Here is a 16,040-nt window from a genome sequence, read left to right as displayed (position 1 = left end):
AAATTCTAATGAATAAGTCTTATTATGGCCAAAAAAAATGCTACCGCTCGTCTCATTCATTTCTTGGTGGGACTTTTCGTCGCTTGCCTAGCATTGGCAGTTATCTTAGCGCTTGCTGTACCTATTGGTTTTTATGGGATGGCGATGTATTTATCGCCAACTTTGCCAAGTATTCAAGAGATAAAAACTGCCAATTTAGAAATGCCATTGCAGATTTATAGTAGCGATGACAAATTAATTGGCCAATACGGCAATCGTTTATCGTTACCAGTCACATTTGATGAAATTCCTGAAGATTTGACTCACGCTTTTTTAGCGGCAGAAGATGCTTCTTTCTTTCAGCATAGTGGCATCAGTATCAAAGGTCTTGGACGCGCGGTCACTGAAGTGGTGACTGATGATGACAGTCAGACTGGTGGCTCAACTATTACAATGCAGGTCGCCAAAAATTATTTTTTAAGTCCTGAGCGCACACTAAACCGCAAACTGACAGAGCTGTTTGTGGCGCGAAAAATGGAAGATGAGCTTAGCAAAAATGAGATCCTTAATCTCTATGTCAATAAGATTTATTTGGGTGAAGGCGCTTATGGTATCCGCGCTGCTGCCAAAAAATACTATAGTAAATCACTAGATAATCTTACTATTGCTGAAATCGCAATGCTTGCCGGTTTACCAAAAGCCCCTTCTAAATACAATCCTGTTGCCAATCCTAGCCGCGCGTTGACTCGGCGTAACTGGATCATTGGCCGTATGCATGAGCTTGGCTATATTACTCAAGCTCAGTATGATGAGGCCGTTAACTCCCCCGTTGGCATTAAGCTATATCAAGAAAAACTCGACGTTAATATGCCCTATTTAGCAGAAATGACGCGTGCGACCTTAGTTGAACGCTATGGGGAGCAAGTCATGCACAGTGGTTGGCGCGTTCGTCTCACGGTCGATAGCAAGGCACAAACGGCGGCAGAGGCTGCCATATTAACTGGGCTGATTGCTTACGAGCATCGTCATGGTTGGCGCGGCGCAGAGGCAAATGACGAGCCTCTCGAAAACTTTCAACACTATAGCAATATGTCTCCTGCCAAAGTTACCAAAGTCAACTCTCGTAGTTTTGAAGCGATATTACAGTCTGGTGAAAGTGTAACGGTCAATTGGTCTGGCATGAGCTGGGCACGCAAATACATCTCTGCCAATCGTATCGGTTACTACCCTAATAATGCTAGCCAAATAGTGAGCAAAAACGATATTGTCCGCGTGATACCTACCGCAAATGGTAATTGGCAACTAGGGCAGATACCCAAAATACAAGGTAGTCTGGTTTCATTAAATCCAGAAACCGGCGCGGTTAATGCATTAGTAGGTGGTTTTGATTTCAAACACAGTAAATTCAACCGAGCCTTACAAGGATGGCGCCAACCTGGCTCAACCATCAAACCATTAGTCTATACCGCCGCTTTGGAAAAAGGCTACCGCCCAGACAGTATTGTTTCAGATCGCCCTATTCAAGTAGGCGACTGGAAACCTAAAAACTCTGATGAACGTTTCTTAGGTGACATTACCTTACGTCGTGGTTTGTATTTATCTCGCAACTTGGTTTCTATCCGTCTCCTACAAGCCATTGGTATCTCTGATGCGCGCAACCTCTTAGATGAGTTCGGCCTAGATAAAGAAAAACTACCAACAACTTTATCGTTGGCTCTAGGGGCAGGACAAGCAACCCCATTGCAAATGGCAACGGCGTATTCAACCTTTGCTAATGGTGGTCACCGCGTACAACCTTACTTTATTGAGCAAATTTATAACTATAAAAACGAGTTATTATTTCAGGCCAATCCACTTCAGGCTTGCGCCTTATGCTTCAATGAGCAACTTGAAGCGGTTAATAAAAACCTGATAGAAGAATATAACAAATCATTAGAAGACGAAAACAGTACTACTGAAGAATCAGCTAACGAGAGCACAGAGCTAGAAAATAGTGAAAATGTAGAAGAAACGGATGAAGCAATCGATCTTACTGTCTATGACGCTGGTCCACAATCAGATCGCCTAAAAGCACCTGTCGTACAATACATAGCAGCCAAACAAGCACCAAGAATATTAAAGCCTAGAGTAGCATTTGAAATGGCAGATATTTTACGTGATGTGGTGCAGCGTGGTACTGCAGTACGAGCAAAAGCCTTAGGCCGTGATGATATTGGCGGCAAAACCGGTACAACCAACGAAGCCAAAGACGCTTGGTTTGCAGGGTTTCATCCTACCAATGCAACGGTTGTATGGATGGGGTTTGATCAGCCAACATCTATGGGTCGCAGAGAGTATGGTGGTGTGGCTGCCCTGCCCGTCTGGATGGACTTTATGAAAGCTCAGCTCAAAAACACACCAAACCAATGGGTGTCTATCAATAACCGCTCAAAATCTAAAAAGCAGCAACAGCAAATTATAGAAATGACCGATGATGGTATTATAACTGATGATGACGACATCTCTGACAATAGCGCACCAGCAAAACCGGTCAAAACTCAAATTCAGCAGCGTAAGCCGACCCTACCTGAACCAACTGCAGATACTAGCAACTCAGCAGCTCAAGCAAACAATAGCCGTAGTAACGATAGCGTGCCGCAAAACCCTTTATCGGTCACGCCGGTCCAGCGTATGCCCCCGATGCCAGAGTAATCTACTGGTATCTCTAGCTACCGATATAATAAAAGGCTTGTTCAGTCATCACTGAATAAGCCTTTTTTGTAGATATTATATTTCAGATAGACTCATCCTGCTAAAACTCAACCATCCCTGCACGTAGTTGCTCGATCAGCTCTAAAAGCTGATTACGCCATTCTCTTATCGTTGCCTCATCAGGTAACCATTGATTTGACAAAGTAACGACATTCACAATAAGGTCGGGCGCGGCTAAATCGCTACTTGGTTTTTCATCCACCACCGTATCTGGTGGTACCGCATAGAGGCAACGCTCATAAGCGCGCTCTATATTTGCAATAAAGCCTTGCTGCTGCAATTGCTGCAAGCGCTGAATCTCAGGAGATACCTGCGTGCGCTCGCCTAGTGCTTGCTCAATATCTGACAAAGTTGGTGCGGTCATATTTAAGCTATAAAAATGACCCAACTCTTGAATAAATGCCAACAATGCCCCGTATAAATGAAAAATAGCCGTTTCACAATGAGCCTGATATAGCTGCTTATCATTGGTGCTGCCTGCTGCTTGACAAGAGAGACGGCAGAAATAGAGTTTTTGATTGGTACGATCTGCTTGATATTTGGCAACGCGAGTTTTACCTGCCATGTGCGACTTATCCTTCTATAGATAGTAAATTGAGGCTTATTTTCCAGTGTACTATTTTTTTAGATAATAGCACCATGCCTTTCTCAGTTTTTATACACACAAAAAAGCCAGCGACTTAGGCTGGCTTTTTCTTAAATTGGGAATGAAACAAAATACTCAATACGATTAATTATTTTGATTTAACTCTTGAGCAAAGGCCTCATCAAAGCTTGCAAAGTCTTTGCTATCAGTGCTTGCAGTCATATCAAACGCTGCATTTAGATCACTGTCTTGTAGCTTCTGATCCGCTGTCTCTTTGCGTGCCTTGTGATAAGCAAGACCCGTACCTGCAGGAATCAAGCGACCAACCACCACGTTTTCTTTCAGACCACGTAGCTCATCCACTTTACCAGTCACAGCCGCCGCCGTTAGTACACGGGTTGTTTCTTGGAAAGACGCCGCTGAGATAAAGCTTTCAGTTGCAAGACTTGCCTTAGTGATACCTAATAATTGACGCTCAAACTGTACTGGGAATTTGTCTTCCGCTTCTAGTTTCGCATTCAACGCTTTGATATCTGCATACTCGACCTGATCACCTTTGAAGTGGCTTGAATCGCCGCCATCAGTGATTTCAACTTTACGCAGCATCTGACGAATAATAACTTCGATGTGCTTATCGTTGATTTTTACACCCTGCAAGCGATAAACGTCCTGTACTTCGTTGACGATATAATCAGCAAGTGCAGTCTGACCTTTCAAACGCAAGATATCATGCGGGTTTTGTGGACCATCTGCAATAATCTCACCACGTGCTACCGTCTCGTTTTCAAAGACGTTGATTTGACGCCATTTCGGAATCAGCTCTTCATGTACTTCGCCATCTTCATTGGTAATAATGAAGCGGTTCTTACCTTTGGTCTCTTTACCAAAGCTTACGACACCTGTCATTTCTGCCATGATGGCGTGATCTTTTGGACGACGTGCTTCAAATAGATCAGCAACACGTGGTAGACCACCGGTAATATCTTTTGTACCAGAAGAGGCTTGTGGGACACGGCCTAGAATCGAACCTGCTGCTACTTTTTCACCATCGCTCACGCGAATGATCGTTTCAGCTGGTAAGAAGTAAACCACTTCTTTGCCTTCGTCAGTGTTCAAAATAATGGCAGGACGTAAGTCTTTTGCTGAACTTGAACGGTCACGAGTCGCTAGAATCTCAAACGAGCTCATACCAGTGGCATCATCAACCTTAACGGTCGCCGTTGAACCATCAACGATATCACTGAAACGTGCTGTACCAGCAAATTCTGTGATAATTGGATGGGTATGCGGATCCCATTTAGCGATGGTTTGACCGCTTTCAACCTGCTCTTCGTCTTTCACAAGAACGCTTGAACCGTACGGTACTTTATAGCGCTCACGCTCACGGCCAAGCTCATCAGTCAACGCGATTTCAGCTGAACGCGATACGATGACTAAGTGACCATCAGTATGCTGTACCGTTTTCATGTTTTCAAAGTGCGCTTGACCAGCATTACGTACAGAGATGCTGTTGTCCACAGATGCTGAACTCGCGGCCCCGCCCACGTGGAACGTACGCATGGTCAACTGAGTACCTGGCTCACCGATAGACTGAGCGGCCATAACACCAACTGACTCGCCGATATTCACTTTGTGACCACGTGCAAGGTCACGACCATAGCATTGTGAACACACACCATGTTCGATATCACAAGTAATCACCGAACGTACCCAGATATCATCGATTGCGTTGTTATCAAGGACATTAACCCAATACTCATCAATCAAAGTACCCGCTGGAATCAATACTTTATCAGCATCATCGTTATACGTCACATCACGTGCAGTCACACGACCAAGTACGAGATCACCTAGCTTCTCAATGATTTCACCACCTTGGATATGTGGCTTCATGAGCAAGCCTTCTTCGGTACCACAGTCTTCGCTGGTCACAACCAAATCTTGCGCCACATCGACCAAGCGACGGGTTAGGTAACCTGAGTTAGCCGTTTTTAGTGCTGTATCCGCTAGACCTTTACGTGCACCATGCGTTGAGATGAAGTACTGTAGTACGGTCAAACCTTCGCGGAAGTTCGCTTTAATTGGTGTCTCAATGATTGAGCCATCTGGTTTCGCCATCAAACCACGCATACCGGCCAACTGACGAATCTGTGCCGCACTACCACGAGCGCCAGAATCCGACATGATAAAGATCGAGTTGAATGACTTCTGCTCGTCTTCTTCGCCTTGGGCGTTGATAACTTTATCTGTTGCCAAATTATCCATCATCGCCTTAGCGACTTTGTCATTGGTACGTGACCAGATATCAACGACTTTGTTATAGCGCTCACCAGCGGTCACAAAGCCTTGCTCAAATTGATCTTCGATTTCGCGAACTTCGCCTTCTGCCATTTCGATGATTTGTTTTTTCAGTGGTGGAATGACCATATCATCGATACCGATAGACACACCAGATAGCGTTGCTTGAGCAAAACCAAGATACATCAATTGGTCAGCAAACATAACGCTTTCTTTGACGCCCACTTTACGGTAGCAAGAGTTGATCAAACGAGAGATATTTTTCTTCGTCATCTCTTGGTTACACTCATCAAACGTCATACCTTTAGGCATGATGTTCCAGATAAGTAGACGACCAGCAACCGTATCTTTGATACTGGTTTCTTTGGTCTCGTTACCGTCTTCGTCAATTTGCGTTTCAGTGACACGCACTTTGATCTTCGCGTTTACATGCAAATCATTTGAACCAATTGCACGCAAAGCTTCATTGACGGTCGAAAATATCATGCCTTCGCCTTTGGCATTGATAGACGAGCGACTGATGTAATATATACCTAGTACAACATCCTGTGAGGGTACGATGATCGGATCACCGTTCGCAGGTGACAAGATGTTGTTAGTAGACATCATCAAGGCGCGTGATTCAAGCTGTGCTTCAAGGGTCAATGGCACGTGAACGGCCATTTGGTCACCATCGAAATCGGCGTTGAATGCAGTACAAACAAGCGGATGCAACTGGATTGCTTTACCTTCGATCAATACTGGCTCAAATGCCTGTAAACCCAAACGGTGAAGTGTTGGCGCACGGTTGAGAAGTACTGGATGCTCACGGATAACCATGGCCAGCATATCCCATACTTGTGGCTCTTCACGCTCTACCATCTTTTTGGCAGCTTTAATCGTAGTCGCTAAACCATGAGACAATAGTTTGTTATAAGTAAATGGCTTGAATAATTCTAGAGCCATTTTCTTCGGTAGACCACACTGATGTAAACGTAATGTTGGGCCTACAACGATAACCGAACGACCAGAGTAATCGACACGTTTACCAAGCAAGTTCTGACGGAAACGACCTTGCTTACCTTTGATCATATCAGCCAAAGATTTCAATGGACGCTTGTTACTACCAGTGATGGCACGACCGCGACGACCGTTATCAAGCAACGCATCCACTGATTCTTGCAACATACGTTTTTCGTTACGTACGATGATATCAGGTGCGCTCAGCTCAAGCAGACGCTTAAGACGGTTGTTACGGTTGATCACACGGCGATATAGATCGTTTAGATCTGACGTCGCAAAACGACCACCTTCTAGCGGTACTAACGGGCGCAAATCTGGTGGTAGTACTGGCAAGATATTCATTACCATCCACTCAGGCTTGTTATTAGAGTCACGGAATGCTTCTAATAATTTAAGACGCTTAGACATCTTCTTAAGCTTGGTCTCAGAACCTGTTTGTGGAATCGCTTCACGCAGCTCATCAATCTCAAGATCCATATCGATATCTTTCAATAGGTCTTGGACAGCTTCCGCACCCATCTTGGCAGTGAACTCGTCGCCAAACTCTTCAAGTGCTTTGTAATAATCTTCATCATCAAGCAACTGATACTTTTCTAAAGAAGTCAGACCAGGATCAGTCACGATGTAGCTTTCAAAATACAGGACGCGCTCAATATCGCGCAATGTCATGTCTAGCAATAGACCGATGCGGCTTGGTAGTGATTTTAGGAACCAAATGTGCGCCACAGGACTGGCTAGGTCAATATGACCCATGCGGTCACGACGAACTTTCGCAGTGGTGACTTCAACACCACATTTTTCGCAGATAACGCCTTGGAACTTACGGCGCTTATATTTACCACATAGACATTCAAAATCTTTTACTGGGCCAAAGATTTTGGCACAAAAAAGACCATCACGCTCAGGTTTGAACGTGCGATAGTTGATGGTTTCAGGTTTTTTTACTTCGCCATGCGACCATGACTTGATGACGTCAGGTGAGGCTAGAGTAATTTGAATGCTATCAAACTCTGTATTACCGTTGCCGGTAGGGCTTTGCATGATATCGAGTAAATCTTTCAAGTTGCTTCTCCGTTATCTTTATAATCATCTGACAGCGTACCATTGACGCAGATAAGATGAATGAAGGCAATGAATAGGGTTGAGACAAATCACTAAAAGCAGCAGCAATAAAGCAGACTGCCTTTAGTGGACAACTAAGTTAAACAACGGGCTAGTTGCTTTGTTTTAACTCAATATTAATACCCAATGATTTGATTTCTTTGGTCAGTACGTTGAACGACTCAGGCATGCCTGGATCCATATACTGCTCACCATCAACGATGTTTTTGTACATACGAGTACGGCCTTCAACGTCATCCGACTTCACCGTTAGCATTTCTTGCAACGTATAAGTCGCGCCGTATGCTTCTAGTGCCCACACTTCCATCTCACCGAAGCGCTGACCACCAAACTGCGCTTTACCGCCGAGTGGCTGCTGCGTGACTAGAGAGTAAGAACCCGTTGAACGCGCATGCATTTTGTCATCAACCAAATGGTTAAGCTTGAGCATGTACATGTAACCCACGGTCACTTTACGGTCAAATTTCTGACCTGTACGACCATCATATAACGTCTGCTGACCATCGCGATCCATACCAGCAAGCTCAAGCAAATCTTTGACTTGGCTTTCTTTTGCGCCGTCAAATACTGCTGTGCCCATTGGTACACCGCCACGTAAGTTGTCTGCTAGCGCCATGATGTCATCATCACTTAAGCTATCAAGATCAACTTGCTCACCGCCTACTTGGTTATAGATTTTATCCAAGAAGTCACGTAGCTCTTTGATCGCTGCTTGAGATTTGAGCATACCATCAATCTTCTCGCCCAATCCTTTCGCTGCCATACCCAAATGCGTCTCTAGAACCTGACCAATGTTCATACGAGATGGTACACCAAGTGGGTTCAATACGATGTCAACGGTATTACCATTTTCATCATAAGGCATGTCTTCAACTGGCATGATGCGCGATACCACACCTTTGTTACCATGACGACCAGCCATCTTATCACCAGGCTGAATACGACGCTTAACCGCTAGATATACTTTAACGATTTTTTGTACGCCATGTTGCAAGTCATCACCAGCAGTCAATTTGCGTTTTTTCTCAGCAAACTTCACATCGATGTCTTTTTGCTTATCAACCAAGTAATCAGCGATTTGCGTTAGACGCTCAGAGATTTCTTCTTCTACTGGTTGAATATCAAGCAAGGTCTCAAGGCTCATATCTTTCATATCAGCCAATGCCATAACCGTACCAGCTTTTAGACCAGCACCGCCGCTGACTTTTTGGCCATCTAAGAGATTACCAATACGGCCACGTGCTGCTTCTTCAAAGATACGTAGCTCTTCTTTCAAATCTTTGCGATAGCTATCAAGCTGCGATTTTTCAATCGCTCTTGCGCGTGCGTCTTTTTCAACGCCATCACGGGTGAAGACCTGTACATCAATAACCGTACCTTTACTTGAAGTTGGTACGCGTAGTGAAGTGTCTTTTACATCAGCAGCTTTTTCACCAAAGATAGCGCGTAGTAGTTTCTCTTCTGGCGTTAGCTGCGTTTCACCTTTTGGCGTCACTTTACCAACGAGAATATCACCAGCATCAACTTCAGCACCGATATAGACGATACCTGCTTCATCAAGACTTGATAGTGCTGCTTCACCAACGTTTGGAATATCAGCCGTGATCTCTTCTGTACCTAGTTTGGTATCACGAGCCACACAAGTCAATTCTTGGATATGAATCGTAGTGAAACGATCTTCTTTTACGACTTTTTCAGATAGTAAGATTGAATCTTCAAAGTTGTAACCATTCCACGGCATAAATGCGATGCGGATGTTCTGACCAAGTGCTAGCTCACCAAGATCCGTTGATGGACCATCAGCCAAGATATCACCCAAAGCAATCTCGTCACCTTGGTTAACGATGATACGTTGGTTGATACAAGTATTTTGGTTAGAGCGCGTGTATTTGATCAAGTTATAGATATCAATACCCGCTTCACCAGCAACCATCTCGTCTTCGTTGACACGAACCACGATACGTGATGCATCAACATCTTCAATCACACCGCCACGCTTAGCGATGACACACACACCTGAGTCACGAGCAACGTGTCGCTCCATACCGGTACCTACCAATGGCTTATCAGCACGTAGGGTAGGAACCGCCTGACGCTGCATGTTCGAGCCCATCAAGGCACGGTTAGCATCATCATGCTCTAGGAACGGAATCAGACCTGCTGCAACCGATACGACCTGACTTGGTGATACATCCATATGCGTCACTTTTTCTGGCGGCATACGAACAAATTCACCATAGCTACGCACACTGACCATCTCGTCAGATAACGCGCCATCCTCAGTCATCGGAGAGTCAGCCTGTGCAATAACAGTACCGACTTCTTCGATTGCTGATAGATATTCAATATCATCAGTCACTTTACCATCAACCACACGGCGATATGGCGTTTCTAAGAAGCCAAAGCTGTTGGTTTTAGCAAATGTCGCTAGTGAGTTGATCAGACCAATATTTGGACCTTCAGGAGTCTCAATAGGACATACACGGCCATAATGCGTATCATGTACGTCACGTACTTCAAAGCCTGCTCGTTCACGAGTTAGACCACCAGGTCCTAACGCTGATACACGGCGCTTATGGGTAACTTCAGACAATGGGTTGTTCTGATCCATAAACTGTGACAACTGGCTTGAACCAAAGAACTCTTTAACCGCCGCCGCTACTGGCTTAGAGTTAATCAAATCTTGTGGTGACAAGTTGTCTGATTCTGCTGAGCTTAAACGCTCTTTTACCGCACGCTCAACACGTACTAAACCAACACGGAATTGGTTTTCTGCCATCTCGCCTACTGAACGAATACGGCGGTTACCTAGATGGTCAATATCATCGACATCGCCGCGACCGTTACGAATTTCGATAAGTTCTTTTAGAACATTAACGATATCATCGTTGGTTAATACACTGCGCTCGCGCTGTACGTCTGGATCATCGGTGTTTTCAAATGGCAGACCAAGACGACGGTTGAACTTCATACGGCCGACGTTAGATAAGTCATAACGATCTGCGTTGAAGAACATGCTCTCAAACAGTTTCTCAGCCGTTTCAACCGTTGGTGGCTCACCTGGACGCATGACTTTATAGATTTCGATCAATGCTTCTTCACGGCTTGAGGTGCTATCAGCACGTAGCGTATCGGCGATATAACTACCTTGGTCGATATCGTTAGTGAACAGAATGCTGAACTCTTTGATGGCACCACTGGCTTCAAATGAGTTCAATTTCACCAATAACTCGTGGTCGATTGGCGTGTTCGCTTTAGCGATGATTTCATCATTAACAATGATGTCTTCAGCTAAAATACGCTCATATAGATATTCATCAGGCACAGCAATTTTCGTCATACCTGCTTCTTCAAGCTGACGGATACGGCGTGCGTTAATACGTTTGCCCTGCTCTACAATAACGTCACCTTCAGGTGATACGATATCAAACTGCGCCATTTCGCCACGTAGACGATCAGCAACTAGATCAATTTCAAACGTCTCTTCAGTTTTATAAACAGCGACTTTATCAAAGAACAAATCTAAAATTTCAGATGTAGTCAGGCCAAGTGCACGTAGAATGATAGAAGCCAATAGCTTACGGCGACGGTCAATACGAGCAAAGACTAAGTCCTTTGCATCAAATTCAAAGTCTAACCATGAGCCACGATAAGGGATGATACGCGCGTTATAAAGCACTTTACCACTTGAATGCGACTTACCTTTATCATGGTCAAAGAACACACCAGGTGAACGATGTAGCTGAGAGACGATAACACGCTCAGTACCATTAATAATGAAAGTACCGTTAGCAGTCATCAAAGGCATCTCGCCCATATAAACGCTTTGCTCACGGATATCTTTGATAGCGGCTTTGCTATCTTTGTCTTTGCTATCTTTATCTTTGATGATCAAGCGAATTTTGACACGCATCGGCGCCGCAAACGTTGAACCACGTAAAATACACTCACGCTCATCAAATTCAGGCGTACCTAAATAGTACTCAACAAATTGCAACTCCGCGTTACCAGAGTGACTCTCAATTGGGAAAATAGAGGAATACGCAGCTTGCAAACCAGTATTCTCACGAGCTTTTGGCTTTTTATGCTCTTGCAAAAATTGCTCATAAGAATCTACTTGAATAGACAGTAAATAGGGAACGTCCATTACAGTGGGCAATTCAGCAAAACTTTTGCGAATACGCTTTTTTTCAGTATAAGAATATGCCATCGAGAGTCCTTACAGTAAACGTGGAAACAAATTAAAAGCGTGGCCAGTATGCATAAATACGATGCACACTTAGCGACGTAAACGATAATATAAAACGGGTTTTCGTGTTCAGTTCATGTCTTTTCTTTCAATTACTACTTTACTCATCAGTGCTTACCTAGCACACTTCACTTAATCTCGTCGTTGCTTGCTAAATTCATGGTAAGTGAATCAATCTATATGACTGTTGCAACCAAAAAATTCAATATTATATAATCTATAATGCATTGCCTATGAGGCTTAATTTACAAATACATTGCTGGAAAATAACGTCTATTAAGATTGCATATAAGCCACTTGCCATCTAGACTGCTTATTACCGAACTATGTTCCCTACACATACAAACTGTCTATAAGGCTTAATAACGACAGTCATGCCACACCAAGTAGGCAACTTATGATCAACAGCTTTTTCAGAATACCGCTTTTTTCAGGATTAATAATCGGGGTAACTATAACTTTAAGAATCAGTATAAACTATAGTGTTGATAGGAAAGCATGCAGACACAAAAAAATGCCAAACATCTACAGACGTTTAGCTGATATTAACTGATTTTAAAAACTGGTATGTGTACTTGCATGTATATCGTCTGTCCTTTTGATGGGTATCCACCGTTAATGCATACGTATGTTGGCAGACACAAAAGGTCAAGCTACGAATTATAATAAAAAAAAGCTGGCAATGCAAGGCATTACCAGCTTTTTTTCTGTACAGTGTTAAACTTATTTTAGTTCAACAGTTGCACCAGCTTCTTCAAGTTTCTTTTTCAACTCTTCAGCTTCAGCTTTAGATGCGCCTTCTTTGATTGGAGCTGGAGCGCCTTCAACCAAATCTTTCGCTTCTTTTAGGCCAAGACCAGTTGCTTCACGTACGGCTTTAATTACGCCAACTTTCTTGTCGCCGAAGCTAGCAAGAACTACGTCAAACTCGTCTTTTTCTTCAGCAGCAGCAGCGCCACCAGCAGCAGCAGCAGGTGCAGCAGCAGCAACAGCAGCAGTTACGCCGAATTTTTCTTCCATATCGCTGATTAGCTCAACGATATCCATTACTGACATTTCAGCGATTGCGTTTAACACATCTTCTTTAGATAGTGCCATGAGAACTCTCCGTTATCTGATAAAAATTAATTGATTTTAATATCGCTTTGATCGTTTGCCAAATATACAAATAGAATTGGCAATACAGTACAACCAGCGATGTCAAAGTTACGTTAAAACAAGCAATTAAGCAGCTTCTTTTGCGTCTTTGATTGCCGCTACAGTGCGAACGAACTTGCCAGGAACAGCATTCATAGTCTGGACAAGCTTGGTCACTGGTGCATTCATAGTAGCCATCAAGATAGAGATTGCTTCGTCGCGAGTTGGTAGCTTCGATACGCGCTCTAGCTCTTCTGGACCATAAACTTCACCACCGACTGATACTAATTTGGTCTCTAAAGCTTTGTTATCTTTGCTAAAGTCGAAAACGACTCGTGCTGCAGATCCCAAATCTTCCATAGAGAAAGCCAAAAGTAGTGGACCAGTCATACGGTCTGACATGCTCTCAAACTTAGTGCCTTCAAAAGCGCGTTTTGCAAGGGTATTTTTTACCACTTTCAAAACAACACCTTTATCACGAGCTTGTTCGCGAAGCTGAGTAAGCTGTGCAACACCAATTCCGTGATACTCGGCAGCTACTGCTGAGTAAGCATTAGCAGCAACTTCAGACACTTCAGCCACAACTTGTTGTTTTTGCTCTAGCGTTAATGCCATAAGTTGACTCCTTTAATCTTATCAATCTGCTTATCATAAAAGCGCTAAAAATCGAAATTTCTGCAAGCTTAAATTTTAAGCTGGGACTGACTTGATACGACACATTACCAGAGGATTCAATTAATGAAAAAAGCATCTACTGGTAACGACTGATTACGGCACCGTTATCAGAATGACGTTGAGTAATAGTTTGAAGATTATATAAATAACCTTACCGCCCTATTCGCTCGTGTCTTAAACTGTGTGGGCCACCGTCTGCGTAGGACAACTAAGATTTTCATCTGTCGTCGATTAACAAAAGTGACTCAGTATCATATTTAACCATTCGAAAATTGTTACTTATGACGCTAAACCACTCTCTACCTACGGTCTTAGACAGCGTAGCAAATACTACGCTGACCTAATATTTTAAATATAGTATGTGCTCATCATTCAAAATACTTGAAGTTCAAGTACTCAAAAATAAAGACTTTAATTATTTTGCAGTACGATAAGGAACAGCGTCGATCGTTAGACCAGGGCCCATCGTGCTAGACAAGGTAATTTTCTTAATAAAAGTACCTTTAGAAGTAGCAGGCTTAGCACGCTTTAGATCAGAAAGAATCGCTTGCGCGTTTTGCTCGATTTGATCAGCAGTGAAACCAACTTGGCCGATAGTTGCATGGATGATACCAGCTTTATCAACACGGTACTGGGCTTGACCCGCTTTCGCGTTGGTCACAGCTTCAGCAACGTTTGGCGTTACCGTACCAACTTTTGGGTTAGGCATTAGACCACGTGGGCCTAGGATCGTACCCAATTGACCAACAACACGCATAGCATCTGGAGCTGCGATAACAACATCAAAGTCCATGTTCCCGGCTTTGATTTGCTCTGCTAGGTCTTCAAAACCAACGATGTCTGCACCAGCTTCTTTGGCGGCTTCAGCAGCAGCGCCTTGAGCAAATACAGCAACGCGTTTGGTTTTACCAGTACCAGCAGGTAGATTGGTTGCACCGCGAACGACTTGGTCAGATTTACGTGGGTCAACGCCCAAGTTTACTGCAATGTCGATAGACTCTTTGAATTTTAGCGCTGGCAAATCGTTTAGGATTTGAACGGCTTCTTCTAGCGTGTATTGTTTTTCGTTATCAACACGGCTTTGAATTTCTTTTTGACGTTTGGTTAGCTTAGACATTATACACCCTCCACGGTAATACCCATTGAACGTGCAGTACCAGCGATGGTACGGACAGCAGCGTCAAGATCAGCAGCCGTTAAGTCTGCATTCTTAGTCTTAACGATTTCTTCTAGTTGTGCACGGTCCACTTTACCGACTTTAGCAGTGTTCGGTGTACCTGAACCTTTAGCGATGCCAGCAGCTTTACGTAGTAAGTACGCAGCTGGTGGTGACTTCATGATGAAGGTAAAAGATTTATCGTTATATACTGTGATCTCAGTTGGGATCGGTAGACCTGGCTCCTGGCCTGAGGTCGCAGCGTTAAATTCTTTACAGAACGCCATGATGTTCACGCCTTTTTGACCCAAAGCTGGACCAATCGGTGGTGAAGGATTTGCTTTGCCTGCAGGCACTTGCAGTTTGATGTAACCATCAATCTTCTTAGCCATGATACTCTCCTAAATGGGTGATAGCGCCAAATCAACGTGATATGACATATACCTGGTTGACTAACAGCTCCCCGGTTGATTAACTTTTTGCTGATTTAGTCTAGTTTTTCAACTTTACTAAACTCAAGCTCAACCTGCGTAGGTCGATTAAATACGTTTACCGTTAAATGTAGTTTAGACTTCTCATAATCCACTTTTTCTACCAACCCTTTAAAGTCAGTAAATGGACCATCGATAACCAATAACTCTTCGCCTGGCTCAAATAGAGTCTTAGGACGTGGGTCAGTTTCAGTCTGGTTCAAACGGTTTAAAATGCGATCAGCTTCTACTTGCGTAATCGGTGCAGGCATCTCAGGCGTACCACCGACGAAACCCATAATACGAGGGCAATCTTTTACGATGTGCCAAGTATTATCGTTCATCTCCATTTGAATCAATACATAACCTGGAAAGAATTTACGCTCACTCTTACGCTTTTTGCCGTCTTTCATTTCGACGACTTCTTCAGTAGGAACCAGTACATCACCGAATGACTCAGCAAAGTCACTACGGTTAATACGATCAGTTAACGAACGTTGTACTTGTTTTTCATATCCTGAAAACGCTTGGACAATATACCAACGCATATCACGCTCCTGATCATTATAAATAAGTCGTTATAAGTAAATCTCTCGTTAATAGTCACTAATACGT

General features: G+C 43.6%; 9 protein-coding genes. 1 reads left to right on the top strand and 8 read right to left on the bottom strand.

The window, feature by feature from the left end; genetic code table 11:
* Positions 1-24: 24 nt before the first annotated feature.
* Entirely contained in the window at positions 25-2,670 is a 2,646-nt protein-coding gene (locus tag PSBA01_RS06905) for a penicillin-binding protein 1A (protein ID WP_186473571.1), read from the top strand.
* A gap of 100 nt (positions 2,671-2,770) precedes the next feature.
* On the opposite strand, the gene PSBA01_RS06900 is transcribed toward PSBA01_RS06905, so the two are convergent.
* The 8 genes from PSBA01_RS06900 to nusG form a co-directional block, all read right to left on the bottom strand.
* Positions 2,771-3,295, bottom strand: a complete 525-nt coding sequence (locus PSBA01_RS06900) for a DUF6586 family protein (RefSeq protein ID WP_058025417.1) — start codon at positions 3,293-3,295, stop codon at positions 2,771-2,773.
* A 165-nt stretch (positions 3,296-3,460) separates the two neighbouring features.
* On the bottom strand, positions 3,461-7,678 hold the full coding sequence (rpoC, locus tag PSBA01_RS06895; protein WP_186473569.1) for a DNA-directed RNA polymerase subunit beta': 4,218 nt from the start codon (positions 7,676-7,678) through the stop codon (positions 3,461-3,463).
* Positions 7,679-7,829: 151 nt separating this feature from the next.
* Entirely contained in the window at positions 7,830-11,948 is a 4,119-nt protein-coding gene (gene rpoB / locus PSBA01_RS06890) for a DNA-directed RNA polymerase subunit beta (protein ID WP_186473567.1), read from the bottom strand.
* Positions 11,949-12,710: 762 nt separating this feature from the next.
* On the bottom strand, positions 12,711-13,085 hold the full coding sequence (rplL, locus tag PSBA01_RS06885) for a 50S ribosomal protein L7/L12 (RefSeq protein ID WP_058025420.1): 375 nt from the start codon (positions 13,083-13,085) through the stop codon (positions 12,711-12,713).
* A gap of 126 nt (positions 13,086-13,211) precedes the next feature.
* Positions 13,212-13,739: a 50S ribosomal protein L10 gene (gene rplJ / locus PSBA01_RS06880; RefSeq protein WP_186473565.1), complete on the bottom strand. Its 528-nt coding sequence runs from the start codon at positions 13,737-13,739 to the stop codon at positions 13,212-13,214.
* 475 nt (positions 13,740-14,214) lie between these two features.
* Positions 14,215-14,916 (bottom strand): 50S ribosomal protein L1, encoded by a 702-nt coding sequence (gene rplA, locus PSBA01_RS06875; protein WP_186473563.1) that lies wholly within the window; start codon positions 14,914-14,916, stop codon positions 14,215-14,217.
* Entirely contained in the window at positions 14,916-15,347 is a 432-nt protein-coding gene (gene rplK, locus PSBA01_RS06870) for a 50S ribosomal protein L11 (protein ID WP_071002920.1), read from the bottom strand. The genes rplA and rplK overlap by 1 nt, the downstream gene beginning before the upstream one ends.
* A 95-nt stretch (positions 15,348-15,442) precedes the next feature.
* Positions 15,443-15,973 carry a transcription termination/antitermination protein NusG gene (nusG, locus tag PSBA01_RS06865; protein WP_071002919.1) on the bottom strand — a complete coding sequence of 177 codons (531 nt, stop codon included), beginning with the start codon at positions 15,971-15,973 and terminating at the stop codon, positions 15,443-15,445.
* Positions 15,974-16,040 lie beyond the last annotated feature (67 nt).

The sequence above is a fragment of the Psychrobacter sp. KCTC 72983 genome, from assembly GCF_014280455.1.
Taxonomy (GTDB): domain Bacteria; phylum Pseudomonadota; class Gammaproteobacteria; order Pseudomonadales; family Moraxellaceae; genus Psychrobacter; species Psychrobacter pacificensis.
Note: the sequence above shows the minus strand (reverse complement) of the source record. Positions and strands in the feature narration are given on the sequence as shown.

What these genes read in the sequence shown, in the direction of transcription:
- PSBA01_RS06905 (WP_186473571.1), top strand. Translation starts at nt 25, where the DNA reads ATGGCCAAAAAAAATGCTACCGCTCGTCTCATTCATTTCTTGGTGGGA.
- PSBA01_RS06900 (WP_058025417.1), bottom strand. Translation starts at nt 3,295, where the DNA reads ATGGCAGGTAAAACTCGCGTTGCCAAATATCAAGCAGATCGTACCAAT.
- rpoB (WP_186473567.1), bottom strand. Translation starts at nt 11,948, where the DNA reads ATGGCATATTCTTATACTGAAAAAAAGCGTATTCGCAAAAGTTTTGCT.
- rplL (WP_058025420.1), bottom strand. Translation starts at nt 13,085, where the DNA reads ATGGCACTATCTAAAGAAGATGTGTTAAACGCAATCGCTGAAATGTCA.
- rplJ (WP_186473565.1), bottom strand. Translation starts at nt 13,739, where the DNA reads ATGGCATTAACGCTAGAGCAAAAACAACAAGTTGTGGCTGAAGTGTCT.
- rplA (WP_186473563.1), bottom strand. Translation starts at nt 14,916, where the DNA reads ATGTCTAAGCTAACCAAACGTCAAAAAGAAATTCAAAGCCGTGTTGAT.
- rplK (WP_071002920.1), bottom strand. Translation starts at nt 15,347, where the DNA reads ATGGCTAAGAAGATTGATGGTTACATCAAACTGCAAGTGCCTGCAGGC.
- nusG (WP_071002919.1), bottom strand. Translation starts at nt 15,973, where the DNA reads ATGCGTTGGTATATTGTCCAAGCGTTTTCAGGATATGAAAAACAAGTA.